The 14,297-nt window shown below is 72.3% G+C and carries 11 protein-coding genes; 9 read left to right on the top strand and 2 right to left on the bottom strand.

What is annotated here, in order from left to right; translation table 11 throughout:
* The first annotated feature begins 242 nt into the window (after window positions 1–242).
* Window positions 243–488, top strand: coding sequence for a hypothetical protein (locus ACLBYB_RS15485; RefSeq protein WP_447682284.1), 246 nt, complete (start codon window positions 243–245; stop codon window positions 486–488).
* Window positions 489–519: 31 nt separating this feature from the next.
* Here the strand turns inward: ACLBYB_RS15485 and bhcR are convergent, their stop codons facing one another.
* Window positions 520–1,380 carry an HTH-type transcriptional regulator BhcR gene (gene bhcR, locus ACLBYB_RS15480; RefSeq protein WP_447699299.1) on the bottom strand — a complete coding sequence of 287 codons (861 nt, stop codon included), beginning with the start codon at window positions 1,378–1,380 and terminating at the stop codon, window positions 520–522.
* Window positions 1,381–1,568: 188 nt separating this feature from the next.
* On the opposite strand from bhcR, the gene bhcA reads away from it, so the two are divergent.
* The 4 genes from bhcA (at window position 1,569) to bhcD (ending at window position 6,017) form a co-directional block, all read left to right on the top strand.
* A complete protein-coding gene (gene bhcA / locus ACLBYB_RS15475) occupies window positions 1,569–2,759 on the top strand; it encodes an L-aspartate--glyoxylate aminotransferase BhcA (RefSeq protein ID WP_447699298.1) in 1,191 nt (396 codons plus the stop codon).
* Window positions 2,760–2,769: 10 nt separating this feature from the next.
* Window positions 2,770–3,729, top strand: coding sequence for a beta-hydroxyaspartate dehydratase BhcB (bhcB, locus tag ACLBYB_RS15470; RefSeq protein ID WP_447699297.1), 960 nt, complete (start codon window positions 2,770–2,772; stop codon window positions 3,727–3,729).
* 19 nt (window positions 3,730–3,748) lie between these two features.
* Entirely contained in the window at window positions 3,749–4,906 is a 1,158-nt protein-coding gene (gene bhcC, locus ACLBYB_RS15465) for a 3-hydroxy-D-aspartate aldolase BhcC (RefSeq protein ID WP_447699296.1), read from the top strand.
* A 145-nt stretch (window positions 4,907–5,051) separates the two neighbouring features.
* Complete coding sequence (bhcD, locus tag ACLBYB_RS15460; protein ID WP_447699295.1) at window positions 5,052–6,017, top strand: iminosuccinate reductase BhcD; 966 nt, start codon at window positions 5,052–5,054, stop codon at window positions 6,015–6,017.
* Window positions 6,018–6,370: 353 nt separating this feature from the next.
* On the opposite strand, the gene ACLBYB_RS15455 is transcribed toward bhcD, so the two are convergent.
* Complete coding sequence (locus tag ACLBYB_RS15455; RefSeq protein ID WP_447699294.1) at window positions 6,371–7,729, bottom strand: 8-oxoguanine deaminase; 1,359 nt, start codon at window positions 7,727–7,729, stop codon at window positions 6,371–6,373.
* 440 nt (window positions 7,730–8,169) lie between these two features.
* Between ACLBYB_RS15455 and ACLBYB_RS15450 the strand changes: the two genes are divergently transcribed.
* The 4 genes from ACLBYB_RS15450 to ACLBYB_RS15435 are packed head-to-tail and all read left to right on the top strand — an operon-like array spanning window position 8,170 to window position 14,289.
* Window positions 8,170–9,561: a nucleobase:cation symporter-2 family protein gene (locus ACLBYB_RS15450; protein ID WP_447699293.1), complete on the top strand. Its 1,392-nt coding sequence runs from the start codon at window positions 8,170–8,172 to the stop codon at window positions 9,559–9,561.
* A gap of 11 nt (window positions 9,562–9,572) precedes the next feature.
* Window positions 9,573–12,410, top strand: a complete 2,838-nt coding sequence (locus tag ACLBYB_RS15445; protein ID WP_447699292.1) for a xanthine dehydrogenase family protein molybdopterin-binding subunit — start codon at window positions 9,573–9,575, stop codon at window positions 12,408–12,410.
* Entirely contained in the window at window positions 12,407–12,952 is a 546-nt protein-coding gene (locus tag ACLBYB_RS15440) for a (2Fe-2S)-binding protein (RefSeq protein WP_012329913.1), read from the top strand. Before ACLBYB_RS15445 ends, ACLBYB_RS15440 begins: the two co-directional genes overlap by 4 nt.
* A gap of 8 nt (window positions 12,953–12,960) precedes the next feature.
* On the top strand, window positions 12,961–14,289 hold the full coding sequence (locus ACLBYB_RS15435) for a c-type cytochrome (RefSeq protein ID WP_447699291.1): 1,329 nt from the start codon (window positions 12,961–12,963) through the stop codon (window positions 14,287–14,289).
* Window positions 14,290–14,297 lie beyond the last annotated feature (8 nt).

Raw genomic sequence — 14,297 nt, 5'->3', positions numbered from 1 at the left:
CAGCCGCCCCTCAACTCGAAGCTCGGCTTCTCCGTTCCGGACTTTCGCCCGCCACGGTCACGGAGCCCTGCGGGGCGGACGCGGGCCGCGGGGCAGCACCGTCCGGGCGGCGCGGCACGCGGCGCCGTGCGCGGGCACACGGGGGCTCGTCCTGCGTGTTGGACCCCGGGGTCGCGGATCCCACATCGAGGCGTAACGCGGCCGGGATGATCCCGGCGACAGACCTGAGCTGGACCTCCGCCATGACCTCTCGTCTTCTGATCGGCGCCGTGATCGGGATCGGCCTGTCCGGGCCCGCCCTGGCGCAGAGCTTCACCGCCCCCGCCGGCATCCCGGCCGTCACCGCCCCCGGCGGCCTCCAGGGCCGCGCGACGCTCGCGGATCCGCGGACGGCGCCGGACGGGCGCGCCGGTATCCTCGACGGCGACGGCAGGCCCCCGTCGGCGGTCGGCACCGTCGATCCGCGCCGCCGGCATCCCGGGCGCTAGGGCGCGCCTCGCCGCACTGGAGCACCGCTGGTCAGTCCCGGTCGGGCGCGCCCGGCGCGTCGGGCGTCGCGGTCATCGTCGCGGCGGGCGCTCCGAGGGCGCGCGAGACCGCGGCGGCGCCTCTCCGCACCCGCTCGCCGATCGCGCGCAGCTTCTCGTCGGACAGCCGGTGCGTCGGCCCCGACACCGAGATCCCCGCGATGGCCTCGCCGTGGACGTTGAGGATCGGGGCGGCGACGCAGCGCATCCCGATGCTCCGCTCCTCATCGTCGATCGCGTAGCCCCGGCGGCGGGTCGCCTCGACGTCGTCGCGCAGTTGGTCAAGTGAGCCGATGGTCTTGTCGGTGAACCGCGCGAAGGTCTTTCCCCGGAACAGGCGCTCGATCCGGGCCGGCGCGTAGGTGCTCAGCAGAGCCTTACCGATGCCCGACGCGTGCAGCGGCGACAGGGAGCCCGGCGGGAAGAAGGCGCGGATCGTCTCGTGGGTCTCCACCTGGCTGACGAACAGGACGTTGCCGTCCTTCTCGACGCCGAGATTGGAGGTCTCGCCGGTCTCCTGCATCAGCGTCCACATCATCGACCGGCTCCGCTCGACGACGTTGTGGCGGCGCAGGAACGCCGATCCGAGCCGGTAGGCCTCCGCACCGACGTGCCACTCCTGCTTGTCGGCGCTGATCTCGACGAGGCCGCGGCGCTCGAGCGTCGCGAGGACCCGGTGCATGGTCGCCACGGATTGCTCGAGCCTGCCGGCCAGTTCCGAGAGCGTCAGCCCGTCGCCGCCCGCCAGGACGTCGAGGACATCGAGGGCGCGGTCGAGCGCCTGAATGGTCGCCGTGGGCTTGGCGCCGCCGAACCCCTTCGGCCGCCCGCGCCGCCGGTTTCCCGAATCCATGGCGTTCTCGCCTTCGCCGATCCCGCGCAATTCCTAGGATGGAAAAATTTTTCTCACAACGGAAAAAGGTAAGACGTTGCCACGGCGTGTCTTTTCGCGCCTTGCTCATCGATGAAAAAGTTTTTCAAGAAAATATCAATACGGTGTCGGCGGTGCTATCGTTCCCGTATTGGAGGAGAGCGCCGCCGATGTTCGCACAGAATCCCGTCTTCATTCCCGGCCCGACCAATATGCCGGAAGTGCTTCGCCGCGCGGCCGACATGCCGACGCTGGATCACCGGTCGCCGCTGTTCGCGCAGATCCTTCATCCGGCGCTCGCCGGCGTGAAGAAGGTCCTGAAGAGCGAGGACGCCGAGGTGTTCATCTTCCCGTCGACGGCGACGGGCGGCTGGGAGACCGCGCTCTCCAACACGCTCAGCGCCGGCGACACGGTGCTGGCGGCGCGCCACGGCATGTTCAGCCACCGCTGGATCGACATGACCCGCCGCCACGGCCTCGATGTCCGGGTCATCGAAGCCCCGTGGGGCGAGGGGCTTCCGGCGGATCGCTTCGCCGAGGCCCTCGCGGCCGACAAGGCGCACCGCATCCGGGCCGTGCTCGTCACGCACAACGAGACGGCGACCGGCGTCCGCTCGGACGTCGCCGCCGTGCGCCGCGCGCTGGATGCCAGCAACCACCCGGCTCTGCTGCTGGTCGACGGCGTCAGCTCGATCGCGTCCATGGATTTCCGCATGGACGAGTGGGGCGTCGATGTCGCCGTGACGGGCTCGCAGAAGGGCTTCATGCTGCCCGCGGGCCTCGCCATCGTGGCGTTCTCGCCCAAGGCCATGGCCGCCACGGCGACGGCGACGCTGCCGCGGACCTATTTCGACATCCGCGACATGGCGAAGGGTTACCCCAACGGCGCCTATCCCTACACGCCGGCGGTCGGCCTCCTGAACGGCCTGAAGCTGTCGACGGAACTGCTCCTGGCCGAGGGGCTCGAGACCGTCTTCGCCCGGCACCGCCGCATCGCGGACGGGATCCGCGCCGCCGTCGCCGCCTGGGGCCTGGAACTCTGCGCCGCGCGCCCGGACCTCTACTCGGACACGGTGAGCGCGATCCGCACCCCGGAGGGCTTCGACGCCACGCGGATCGTCACACACGCGGCGCGCCACTACGACGTCGCCTTCGGGGTGGGCCTCGGCGAGGTCGCCGGGAAGGTCTTCCGCATCGGCCACCTCGGCAGCCTCACGGATGTGATGGCGCTGTCGGGGATCGCCGCCGCCGAGATGGCGATGGCCGATCTCGGCCTGCGCATCGCGCTGGGATCGGGGGTCGCGGCCGCGCAGGCGGTGTACCGCCGCGCCCCGGCCGCCGCCCTGCGCGCCGCCGCCTGAGGGGAGCGCCATGGAAAGCGCCCTGATCACGCCCACCCTCGACGACGTCCTGGCCGCCCACGAGCGCATCCGGCCCTTCATCCACGAGACGCCGGTCCTTACCTCGCGGATCATCGACGAAGCGGCCGGCGCGCAGCTGTTCTTCAAGTGCGAGAACCTGCAGAAGGCCGGCGCCTTCAAGGCGCGGGGCGCCTCGAACGCCGTCTTCAGCCTCACCGACGCGCAGGCTGCCCGGGGCGTGGCGACCCACTCGTCGGGCAACCACGGCACCTGCCTGTCCTACGCGGCGGGCCGGCGCGGCATCCCCTGCACGGTGGTGATGCCGCGCACCGCGCCCCAGGCGAAGAAGGACGCCGTGCGCGGCTACGGCGGCCGGGTGGTGGAGTGCGAGCCGTCCACCTCATCGCGCGAGGCCGTGTTCGCCGAGGTCGTCGCCGAGACCGGCGCGGAGTTCGTGCATCCCTACAACGATCGCCGCGTCATCGCCGGGCAGGCGACCTGCGCCCGCGAGCTGATCGCGCAGGTCCCGGATCTCGACGCGGTGATCGCCCCGATCGGCGGCGGCGGCATGGTATCGGGCACCTGCCTGACGCTGGCCGGGCTCGCCCCGCACATCGCCGTCTACGCGGCGGAGCCCGAGCAGGCCGACGACGCCCATCGCAGCCTGAAGGCCGGACGGATCATCGCCGACGACGCGCCGGTGACGGTCGCGGACGGCCTGAAGGTGCCGCTGAAGGACCTCACCTGGCACTTCGTCCGCCACCACGTCGCGGATATCCTCACAGTCTCCGAGGCCGAGATCGTCGCGGCGATGCAGCTGATCTGGAAGCGGCTGAAGATCGTCATGGAGCCGTCCAGCGCCGTCGCCCTGGCGGCAGTGCTGAAGAACCGCCCCATCTTCGCGAACAAGCGGGTGGGCGTGATCATCACGGGCGGGAACGTCGATCTCGACGCGCTGCCCTGGCAATAACGGGAGGCCCACGATGCACATGAACGCCCGATCCGCCGATCTCGAAGTCGGCTTCGACGTCCCCGCGCTGCCCGGTATGCGCGAGGACGAGATCCAGACGCCCTGCCTGATCGTCGATCTCGACGCGCTGGAAGGCAACATCCGCAAGATGGGCGACTACGCCAAGGCGCACGGGATGCGCCACCGCGCCCACGGCAAGATGCACAAGTCCGTCGATATCCTGAAGCTTCAGCAGAGCCTCGGCGGCGCCTGCGGCGTATGCTGCCAGAAGGTCTCGGAGGCGGAAGTCTTCGCCCGCGCGGGCATCAAGGATATCCTGGTCTCGAACCAAGTGCGCGACCCCGGCAAGATCGACCGGCTGGCGCGGCTGCCGCTGCACGGTGCCCGAATCATCGTCTGCCTCGACGACGTGGCGAACGTCGCCGACCTCTCGGCGGCGGCGCAGCGGCACGGCACGCAGCTCGACTGCTTCGTCGAGATCGATTGCGGCGCCGGCCGCTGCGGCGTGCGGACGACCCCCGAGGTGGTGGCGATCGCCCAGGCCGTCGCGGCCGCGCCGAACCTGTGCTTCGCGGGCCTCCAGGCCTACCAGGGCGCCATGCAGCACATCGACGGCTACGAGGAGCGGCGGGCCAAGCTCGACGCGGCCATCGCCCAGGTGCGCGACGCCGTCGCGGCGCTGAACCGGGAGGGCCTCGAGCCGGAGCTCGTCAGCGGCGGCGGCACCGGCAGCTACTATTTCGAGGCGGGATCCGGCGTCTACAACGAGCTGCAATGCGGCAGCTACGCGTTCATGGACGCCGATTACGGGCGTATCCGCGACCGGGACGGAAAGCGCATCGACGCGGGCGAGTGGCAGAACGCCCTGTTCATCCTCACCAGCGTGATGAGCCACGCCAAGGCCGACAAGGCGATCTGCGACGCGGGCCTGAAGGTGCAGTCGGTCGATTCCGGCCTGCCCTTCGTCTTCGGCCGCGACGACGTGAAATACATCAAGTGCTCGGACGAGCACGGGGTGATCGAGGATCCCGAGGGCCGGCTGAAGGTCAACGACCGTCTGCGCCTCGTCCCCGGCCACTGCGATCCGACCTGCAACGTCCACGACTGGTACGTCGGCGTCCGCAACGGCCGGGTCGAGACGCTCTGGCCGGTCTCGGCCCGCGGCAAGGCCTACTGACGCACCCTGCACACCGTCCGTCATCGCGAGCGCGGCGCAGCGATCCGGGGACGCGCCTGGATGGGGCCCGCTGCCCTGGGTCGCTTCGCGACGCCCGCGATGACGGGGGCGACATGCCGGCTCACGAATTGAGGACACATCCGCGATGATCATCGTTCCCGAGCACGCGATCGACGGGCTGTTGACCGAGGCGGAGTGCTTTACCGCCGTCGAGCAGGTCTTCGCCTCCATGGCGCGGCGGCGGGCCGGCAACTTCCCGGTCGTCCGGGAAGCCATCGGCCACGCCGACGCGCTCTACGGCTTCAAGTCGGGCTTCGACCGGGACAGTCTCGCGCTCGGCCTCAAGGCCGGCGGCTTCTGGCCCGGCAACGCCGCGAAGGGCCTGACCAACCACCAGTCGACGGTGTTCCTGTTCGACGCCGATACCGGCCGCTGCCGGGCCGTCGTCGGAGGGAACCTCCTCACCGCGCTGCGCACGGCCGCGGCCTGCGCCATCTCCGTCCGGCACCTTGCCCGCAAAGATGCGCGGGTGCTGGGCATGATCGGCGCGGGCCACCAGTCGGCGTTCCAGCTGCGCGCCGCGCTGGCGCAGCGGCCGTTCGAGCGGGTCCTCGCGTGGAACCTGCATCCCGGCATGTTCGGCCGGATGGAGGCGGTGGCGCGGGAGCGCGGCGTGCCGTTCGAGGCGGTCGACCTCGACCGCCTCGGCGCCGAGGCCGACGTCGTCGTGACGATCACGTCCTCCTTCGCGCCGATCCTGAAGGCCGCGCAGGTCCGGCCGGGCACGCACCTCGCCTGCATGGGGACGGACACGCGCGGCAAGCAGGAGGTGGAGGCCGAACTGCTCGCCGCCGCCACGGTGTTCACCGACGAGGTCGCGCAGTCGGTCAGCATCGGCGAGGCGCAGCACGCCGTCGCGCGGGGGCTCCTCGCCGCGGATTCCATCGTGGAGATCGGGGCGGTGATCAACGGCGATCACCCCGGCCGCGTCTCGGAGTCCGAGATCACCCTGTTCGACGGCACCGGGGTCGGGCTGCAGGACCTCGCGGTCGCCGCGGTGGCGGTCGACCGCGCGGTGGCCAAGGAGCTGGCGGCCGAGGTGGATGTCTGACGGGCACGACGGGCGCGGCCCGAGGGCAATACAGTTTCCGGCCGAATGCTTGGGTCGACGCATTCCTCGCCGTCATCACGAGCAAAGCGAAGTGACCCAGGGTCGCGCGACCTTTACAGGCGCTGCGCTGCTCTGGGTTGCTTCGCTCCGCTCGCAAAGACGGTCGCACATGAATTATCAATCGAAGAAATTATAAGAGGGCATTAACCTGGCTCCATCTCTGCGTGCCAGGATCTTCTCAAATCTCCAGAGAACATCGACGCTGACGGGGACGCGCGCCCGATCCTGGAGCCGCGTCGCCGAACCCGATGTCTGGATCCGCGAGCCCCTCTGCGGAGGATGAGTAGGCCGGCCTACGCCTCGTCCCGCACCAGGGCCGCCGCGAGGGCGTTGTGGCGGGCGGTCAGCGCCCCGGTGTCGAGGGTCGTCAGGCGGCCCTCGCGGACCACGATCTTCCCGTTGATGACGCTCCAGGCCACCGTCTGCGGCGCGCAGAAGGTGAGGGCGGCGACAGGATCGTGCAGCGCCCCCGCCATGCCGAGGCCCCGCAGGTCGAAGGCGACGATGTCGGCCGCCATGCCGGGGGCCAGCGCGCCGATATCGTCCCGGTTCAGCACCTTCGCGCCGCCCAGCGTCGCGATCTCCAGCGCCTCCCGCGCGGTCATGGCCGCCGGCCCGAAGCCGACGCGGGCGAGCAGCATGGCCTGCCGCGCCTCGCCCAGCATGTGCGACCCGTCGTTGGAGGCCGAGCCGTCGACGCCGAGCCCGACCGGCACGCCCTCGCACCGCATCTGCCGGACGGGCGCGATGCCCGAGGCGAGGCGCATGTTGGAGCAGGGACAGTGGGCCACCCCGGTCCCGGTCCGGCCGAACAGCGCGATTCCGGCGCGGTCGAGCTTGACGCAGTGGGCGTGCCACACGTCGGGGCCCGTCCAGCCCAGGTCGGCGGCGTACTCCGCCGGCGTCATCCCGAATTTTTCCAGGCTGTAGCGGACGTCGTCGTCGTTCTCCGCGAGGTGGGTGTGGAGCGAGACGCCGTAGTGCCGGGCCAGCTCGGCGGCATCGCGCATCAGGCCGCGGCTCACCGAGAACGGTGAGCAGGGCGCCACCACGATCCGGCGCATGGCGAAGCGCTCCGGATCGTGCCAGCGCTCGATCAGACGGCGCGTGTCTTCGAGGATCGCCGCCTCGTCCTCGACGACCGAGTCCGGCGGGAGTCCGCCCGCGCTCTCCCCGACGCTCATCGCGCCGCGGGCGGCGTGGAAGCGCATGCCGATCTCCTCGGCACCCTCGATGGAATCGTCGAGCCGGCAACCGTTCGGGTAGATGTAGAGGTGGTCGCTCGACGTGGTGCAGCCCGAAAGGATCAGCTCCGCCATCGCGGTCTGCGTCGAGACGCGGACCATCTCGGGCGTGAGGCGGGCCCAGATCGGGTAGAGCGCCTTCAGCCAGCCGAACAGCTCGGCGTCCTGCGCGGCCGGCACCGCGCGGGTGAGCGTCTGGTACATGTGGTGGTGGGTGTTCACGAGGCCCGGCATCACCGCGTGGCCGCGCATGTCGAGGACGGTATCGGCCCGCTGCGGCACCTCGGCGGCGGGGCCGACGGCGACGATGCGGTTGTCCTCCACGTAGACCGCGCCGCCGGGGATCTCCCGGCGCTGCGCGTCCATCGTCACCAGGATGTCGGCGTTCGTCAGCAGCAGGGAGGTCATCGCGTCTCTCCGGGTACGCCCTGGAGGCCGCGCCGGACGGGCCGCGACGCCTCCCCACGGCCAGATGCCGCCCTCTGGCAGCAGGAACGCCGTGCCGGGCGCACCGTCTCGGGGCCGTCAGCGGGCCGCAGCATACGGCAGCCGCCACCGGCCACCTTGGCGATTTTTCGCAAACTGCTTCCGAAATCCCGGCATGGCATTCGCGGCCAGCCATGCAAGGTTTGAGAGCCAGCCAAGTCGGCAGCGCATGACCCCGGAGCGGCCGCCGAGAGCCCGCCCCCCCGCCTCCGGGCGTGCCGCCAAGGCCCGCCCTGCGACTGGCCCCACACCCGCTCCTGGCGGCCCGGACCCGGAAGAGGTCCGGCCACCGCTGCCGGGTCCCCGACGACACCATCACGGGACGACGCCTCGACAGGTCCCGGCTGGCGGAGGACACGCCCATGACGTCTCACGACAGGACGACCCGCGAGGTGGACGCGGTCGACGCGATCCCGCCCCTTCCCAAGCTCCTCGCCTACGGCATGCAGCACGTGCTCGTGATGAGCGCGGGGGCGGTGGCGCCGCCGCTCATCCTCGGCGCGGCGATGAACCTGCCGACCGAGACGGTCGCCTACCTGATCAACTGCGACCTGCTGGTGACGGGCATCGCGATTCTGATCCAGTCCCTCGGCCTGGGGATGTTCGGCATCCGCCTGCCGGTCATCATGGGCGTCAGCTTCGCGGCGGTCGGCCCGATGGTGGCGATGGCGCAGGATCCGACGATCGGCCTGCCGGGCATCTTCGGCGCGACCATCGGGGCGGGTGTGTTCGGCCTGCTGCTCCGGCCGTTCTTCTCCAGGCTCGCGAGCTTCTTCCCGCCGCTGGTCACCGGCACGGTCATCCTGATCATCGGCGTCACGCTGCTGCCGGTCGGGATCAACTGGGCGGGCGGCGGCTTCGGGGCCGCCGATTTCGGCGCCCCGGTCCATCTCGGCGTCGCCGCCTTCGTCCTGGCGGTGATCCTGGTGGTCAGCCGCTTCGCCACCGGCTTCGTCGCCAACGTCGCCGTGCTGATCGGCCTCGTCGCGGGCCTGTGCCTCGCCTGGCCGCTCGGCCTGTTCCGCCTCGACGGGCTGGCCGAGCGCCCGCTCATCGCCCTCGTCACGCCGTTCCACTTCGGCTGGCCGACCTTCCACCTGACGGCCGTGGCGGCGATGTGCATCGTCATGATGGTCACGCTGGTCGAGTCGACCGGCATGTTCCTGGCGGTGGGCGACATCGTCGGGCGCCCGGTGGACAAGCGGACCCTGACCCGCGGCCTGATGGCGGACTCGCTCTCGACGCTGATCGCGGGCTGCCTCAACACCTTCCCGCACACCTCGTTCTCCCAGAACGTCGGCCTCGTGAACATGACGCGGGTGCGCAGCCGCTACGTCACGGTCGCGGCGGGCTTCATCATCCTGGGCGTCAGCCTTCTGCCCAAGGTCGCCTTCGCGGTGGCGTCGATCCCGCCGGCCGTGCTCGGCGGCGCCGGCATCGTGATCTTCGGCATGGTCGCGGCGGCGGGCCTCAAGATCGTGGGCGGCGCCGATCTCGGGGATCGCCGGAACCAGATCGTCGTCGCGGTCAGCATCGGCCTGAGCCTGATCCCGATGGCGGCGCCGAAGCTCTTCGCCGCCACGGCGCCGGACTGGGCCGGGCCGATCCTGCACAGCGGGATCACCCTCGGCGCCATCGGGGCGATCGTCCTCAACCTGCTGCTGAACTCGGACCGTCTCGGTGCCGGGGCCGAGCACCGCGTCGCCGACGCGGAGCCCGCCTTCCCGCACGCGGCCGTCCTGGACCGGGCCTGAGGGGAGAAGCCATGTCGGCCGAAGCGACCAAGGCGCTCTCGCGGCGCCACTTCCTGAAGGCCGGCGCGGCGGCGGGCGTCGCCGTGAAGGTCTCCTTCCTGGCGCCCCCGGCCCGGGCGCAGCTCGCCGAGACCGGCCTGTCCGCCGGCTCCCCGTGGGCCGCGCCGGGCCGGCCCCGCTACCGCCTCGACGCCGTCGCCAAGGTCACGGGCGCCAAGACCTTCTCCCGCGACTACCGGGCCCGCGACCTCGCCGGCTGGCCCGACGGCCAAGCCCACGCCTTCCTCGTCGCGGCGACCCGCGCCGACCGCCGCTTCACCGGCCTCGACCTGTCGCGGCTCCCGGCCGCCCTGCGGCCGGACCGGATCGTCCGGCACGAGGACCTGGTGGCGGACGGGGTCTCGGTCCCGCACGCCGACTTCTTCGGCGACTGGTTCCTCGTGCCGCAGGGCGAGACGCCGCGCCTGCTCGGGCAGCCGGTGGCGATCCTGATCTACGCCGACTTCCCGCGCTTCGCCGCGGCCAAGCGCGCCCTGCGCTTCGCCGACGACGTCGTGCAGTACGGCGCCGAGACCGGTCCCAGGCCGCCGGCCCATTACGGCGCCTCGCGCTGGGTGCGGATCGAGGGCGACGCGCCGGACGCGCCCGACCGGTTCTCGCCGTTCGCGCAGTCCCCGATCTTCGCCGGCTTCTCCGGCGACGAGCCCGCCTGGCCGAAGGCCGGCGACGACGGCCCCTTCGCCCGGGGCATGGCGGCGGCGGCCGCCATCGCCGCCGAGATCGACGGCGCCGGCGCGGACGCCCTGGTGATGCGGCGGACCTACCGGTCGCAGTCGACGGACGCCTCGGCCATGGAGGCCGACAACGGCAACGTCTGGTACGATCCGGACACCGCCACGCTGCGCCTGATGATGGCGACGCAGTCGCCCTACGACGTGGCCGAGGCCGCGGCCGCGCTGGTCTCGAAATCCCGGTTCCCGCTCAGGGAGGTCGATCTCAAGGTCGGCTACACGGTCGGGTACGGGACGAAGGACCACCACATCTTCCCGTTCCTCTGCGTCGTGGCCGCGCTCTACGCGGGCGGCCGGCCGGTGCGCCTCGCCAACGACCGGTTCGAGCAGTTCCAGAACGGGCTGAAGCGCCACGCCTTCCGCATGGACAACGTCCTGCTGGTGGACCGGGCCAGCGGCCGGTTCCGGGCCATGACCGGGCGCTTCGCCTGCGACGGCGGCGGGCGCCCCAACTACTCCGTCGCGGTCTCCTTCGTCGGCGCCACCGCGGCGCAGTCAATCTACTACCTGCCGAAGAGCGACTTCCAGGCGATCGCCCTGGCCTCGCGGGCCGTGGAGGCCGGATCGACCCGGGGCTTCGGCACGCTCCAGACCATGTCGGCCACCGAGATGATGGTCGACGAGGCGGCGGCGCTCCTGGACATCGACGCGATCGACCTGCGCCTGCGCAACGTGCTCCGCTCGGGCCAGCGCAACAGCCAGGGCGCGGTCCCGGCCGGGGCGCTGCGCAACGCGGAGATCCTGACGAAGGCCGCCGCGCACCCGCTCTGGCGGGACCGGGCGGCGCGCAAGGCTGCCTACGAGGCCGCCCATCCCGGCCGCCGCTACGGCGTCGGCTTCGCGCAGGTGCACAAGGATTACGGCACGGGCGCCGAGGCGGCGGTCGCGTCGCTGGAGCTCGACCCGCGGGGCCGCCTGAGCCTGCGCCACGTCGCCCACGAGATGGGCCCGGGCGTCACCACCTCGCAGGCGGTCATGGTGGCCGAGATCCTCGGCCGGGTGCCTTCAGAGACCGCGTTCGGCGTGGTGCGCTGGCCCGAGATGCCGCTGGAGACCTCCGACCAGCCCTACACGACGCCCCAGGAAGAGGAGGACCGCCGGGCGCAGAACCCCCGCTGGACCCCGCGCTTCACCTCGCCGATGAGCGCGACCAACTCCGCCTACTACCTCGGCCACGCCACCCGGACGGCCGCGCGGTTCCTCGTCGACCACGCCGTCTGGCCCGCCGCCCGCGCGCTCTGGGCGCGGGGCGGCGGCGGCGGGGCGCTGGCCTCCTACCACGTGGTCGCCCGCGACGAGCTGCGGCTGGTGGACGGGCAAGTGCTGGGCGGCGGCCTGCCGCCGCTGTCCCTGGAGGCGGTGGCCGCCGAGGCGCACCGGCTCGGGCTGCCGGTGGGCGTGACCCTCCACACCTTCAACCGCTGGCAATGGGCCGAGGCCGAGTTCGACCTGCCCGGAACGGGCCGGACGCGCCTGCCGATCGACGCCCTGGCGGTGCGCTACGGCGCCGGGGCCCCGCCCGAGCGCCGCGCCCTGATGGCGGATGCGGGCTGGCACTTCGTGCCCCGGGCGGCGGTCTTCTACCCGCCGACCCAGCGCAACAATGTCGGCACGACCTACTACGCGCCGATGGCCACCCTGGCGGAGGTCGCGGTCGACACCGCCAGCGGCGACGTGACGATCCTGTCCCACCACTCGATCCTCGAGTGCGGCCGCCAGATCGTGCCCGAGCTGGTCTCCGGCCAGGTGCAGGGCGGCCTCGCCATGGGGATCGGCCACGCCCTCAAGGAGGTGCTGCCCCTCTACGAGGACGGCCCCGGCGACGGCACGTGGAACTGGAACCGCTACGAGCTCCCCCGCGCCCGCGACGTGGCCCCGTGGAACCAGACGGTGGAGATCCTGCCGCCGCTCTCCGAGACCGACCCGCCCAAGGGCATCGCCGAGGTCGTGATGATCGCCGTCGTCCCGGCGCTGGCCAACGCCGTCGCGCACGCGATCGGCCACCGCTTCCACGAACTCCCCATCCGGCCCGAGCGCATCCGCGAGGCACTGGCATGAGCGCCGCCATCGAGATCAAGGACCTCTCGCTCCGCGTGAACGGCGCGGCGGTCGGTCCGATCCCCGTCCCCGTCGGCACGAGCCTGCTCGACGTCCTGCACGAGTGGCTGGGCCTCACCGGCAGCCGCATGGGCTGCGGGCAGGGCATCTGCCACGCCTGCACGGTGATGCTGGAGGAGGCGGCCGGCCCGCGGGAGATGCGCGCCTGCATCACCGGCGCCCACTGGTTCGAGGGGCGGAGCATCCGCACCGTCGAGGGCCATGCCCGCACCGCGCCGGACGGCACCGTCGTGCTCTCGCCGGTCCAGCAGGCCTTCATCGAGAATTTCGCCTTCCAGTGCGGCTACTGCACGCCGGGCTTCGTCACCGGGGCGAGCGTGCTGATCGAGCGCCTGCGCCGCGAGCCGATCCGCCGCGACGAGGTCGAGCGGGTCGTCACCGAGGCGCTCGACCGCCACATCTGCCGCTGCACGGGCTACGTCCGCTACCATCAGGCGGTGCGCGACCTCGTGCTGGCGACCCCCGGTCTGGTGACCGCCTGAGGCGCGCCGTGCGGATCCCGTCCCTCACCACCCCCGCGCGGCGCGTCGGCGCCGGGCTCGCCGCCGCCCTCGCGGTGGCCGTCTCGGCGGCCGGCCTCGTCGCCTCCGGCGCCCTGGAGCGCAGCGTCGTCGCGCGCGACGTCGAGACCCCGCTGAGCGCGGAGGCCGTGCGCGGCCTCGCCCCCCGCGGCGCCAAGGTCGCCGCCGCGGCCGACTGCTTCGCCTGCCACACGGCCCGGGGCGGCGCCCCCTGGGCGGGGGGACTGCCCCTGGAGACGCCCTTCGGCACGATCCACGCCACCAACATCTCGCCGAGCCCGCAGGGCATCGGCGGCTGGAGCCGCGCCGACTTCCACCGGGCCCTGCGCGACGGGATCGCGCCGGGCGGCCGCCACCTCTACCCGGCGATGCCCTACACGTCGTATCGCGGCCTGACGCCGGAGGATGTCGACGCCCTCTACGCCTACCTGATGACCCGCGCGCCGGTCGCGGTGGAGAACAGGGCCAATACCCTCGCCTTCCCGTTCGACCAGCGCTGGACCCTGGCGGCCTGGAACCTCCTGAGCCTGCCGGCCACGGTCGCCGCGCCCGATCCGGGCCGCTCCCCCCTGTGGAACCGGGGCCGCTACGTCGCCGACGCCCTCGGCCATTGCGGCGAGTGCCACACGCCGCGCAACGCGCTCCAGGCCATGCGCCCGGACGCCGTCTATCGCGGCGCCACGATCGAGGGCGTCGAGGCGCCCGACATCACGCCCGCGGGCCTCGCGCGGATGGGCTTCACCCCGCACGGGCTCGTCGGGTTCATGCGCACGGGCCTCTCGGCCCAGGGCGGCGCGACGCACCAGATGTTCGACGTCGTGCATTTCTCGACGCAGCACATGGACGCGGCCGACCTCACGGCGCTCTCCGCCTACCTGTTCGACCGCGACGCCCTGCCGGCCGAGCCCGAGACGCCGGTCGCCGCCACCCCCGCGGCGATCCCCGCGGCGGTCGCGGCCGGGGGTCGGGCCAGCTACGCCGGCCTCTGCGCCGGCTGCCACGGCGGGGCGGGGGAGGGGATCCCCCACGTCTCCGTGCCGCTGCGGACGAACACCGCGATGCGGGTCGCGGGCGCGGGCGGTCTCCTGCGGGCGATCCTCGTCGGGCTCCCGGCGCAGCGCTTCCCGGGCAACGAGCGGATGGAGGCCATGCCGCCCTTCGCCGCCCTGATCGACGACGCGGCGCTCGCCGACCTCGCGACCTGGATGCGGGCCGAGTGGGGCGGGCAGGGTCAGGCGGTCACGCCGGACGAGGTCGCGCGCCAGCGCGCGGGTTTGCGGGCCGACGCTTCGCACTGAAGGCGGCC

The organism is Methylobacterium sp. D54C (assembly GCF_053345595.1).
This window is presented reverse-complemented; position numbering and strand designations above follow the sequence as displayed.

Bases quoted from the DNA above. Each gene is read 5' to 3' on its own strand.
- ACLBYB_RS15485 (WP_447682284.1), top strand. From the start codon at position 243: ATGACCTCTCGTCTTCTGATCGGCGCCGTGATCGGGATCGGCCTGTCC.
- ACLBYB_RS15455 (WP_447699294.1), bottom strand. From the start codon at position 7,729: ATGACCTCCCTGCTGCTGACGAACGCCGACATCCTGGTGACGATGGAC.
- bhcD (WP_447699295.1), top strand. From the start codon at position 5,052: ATGATCATCGTTCCCGAGCACGCGATCGACGGGCTGTTGACCGAGGCG.
- ACLBYB_RS15450 (WP_447699293.1), top strand. From the start codon at position 8,170: ATGACGTCTCACGACAGGACGACCCGCGAGGTGGACGCGGTCGACGCG.
- bhcB (WP_447699297.1), top strand. From the start codon at position 2,770: ATGGAAAGCGCCCTGATCACGCCCACCCTCGACGACGTCCTGGCCGCC.
- bhcA (WP_447699298.1), top strand. From the start codon at position 1,569: ATGTTCGCACAGAATCCCGTCTTCATTCCCGGCCCGACCAATATGCCG.
- ACLBYB_RS15440 (WP_012329913.1), top strand. From the start codon at position 12,407: ATGAGCGCCGCCATCGAGATCAAGGACCTCTCGCTCCGCGTGAACGGC.
- bhcC (WP_447699296.1), top strand. From the start codon at position 3,749: ATGAACGCCCGATCCGCCGATCTCGAAGTCGGCTTCGACGTCCCCGCG.
- bhcR (WP_447699299.1), bottom strand. From the start codon at position 1,380: ATGGATTCGGGAAACCGGCGGCGCGGGCGGCCGAAGGGGTTCGGCGGC.
- ACLBYB_RS15445 (WP_447699292.1), top strand. From the start codon at position 9,573: ATGTCGGCCGAAGCGACCAAGGCGCTCTCGCGGCGCCACTTCCTGAAG.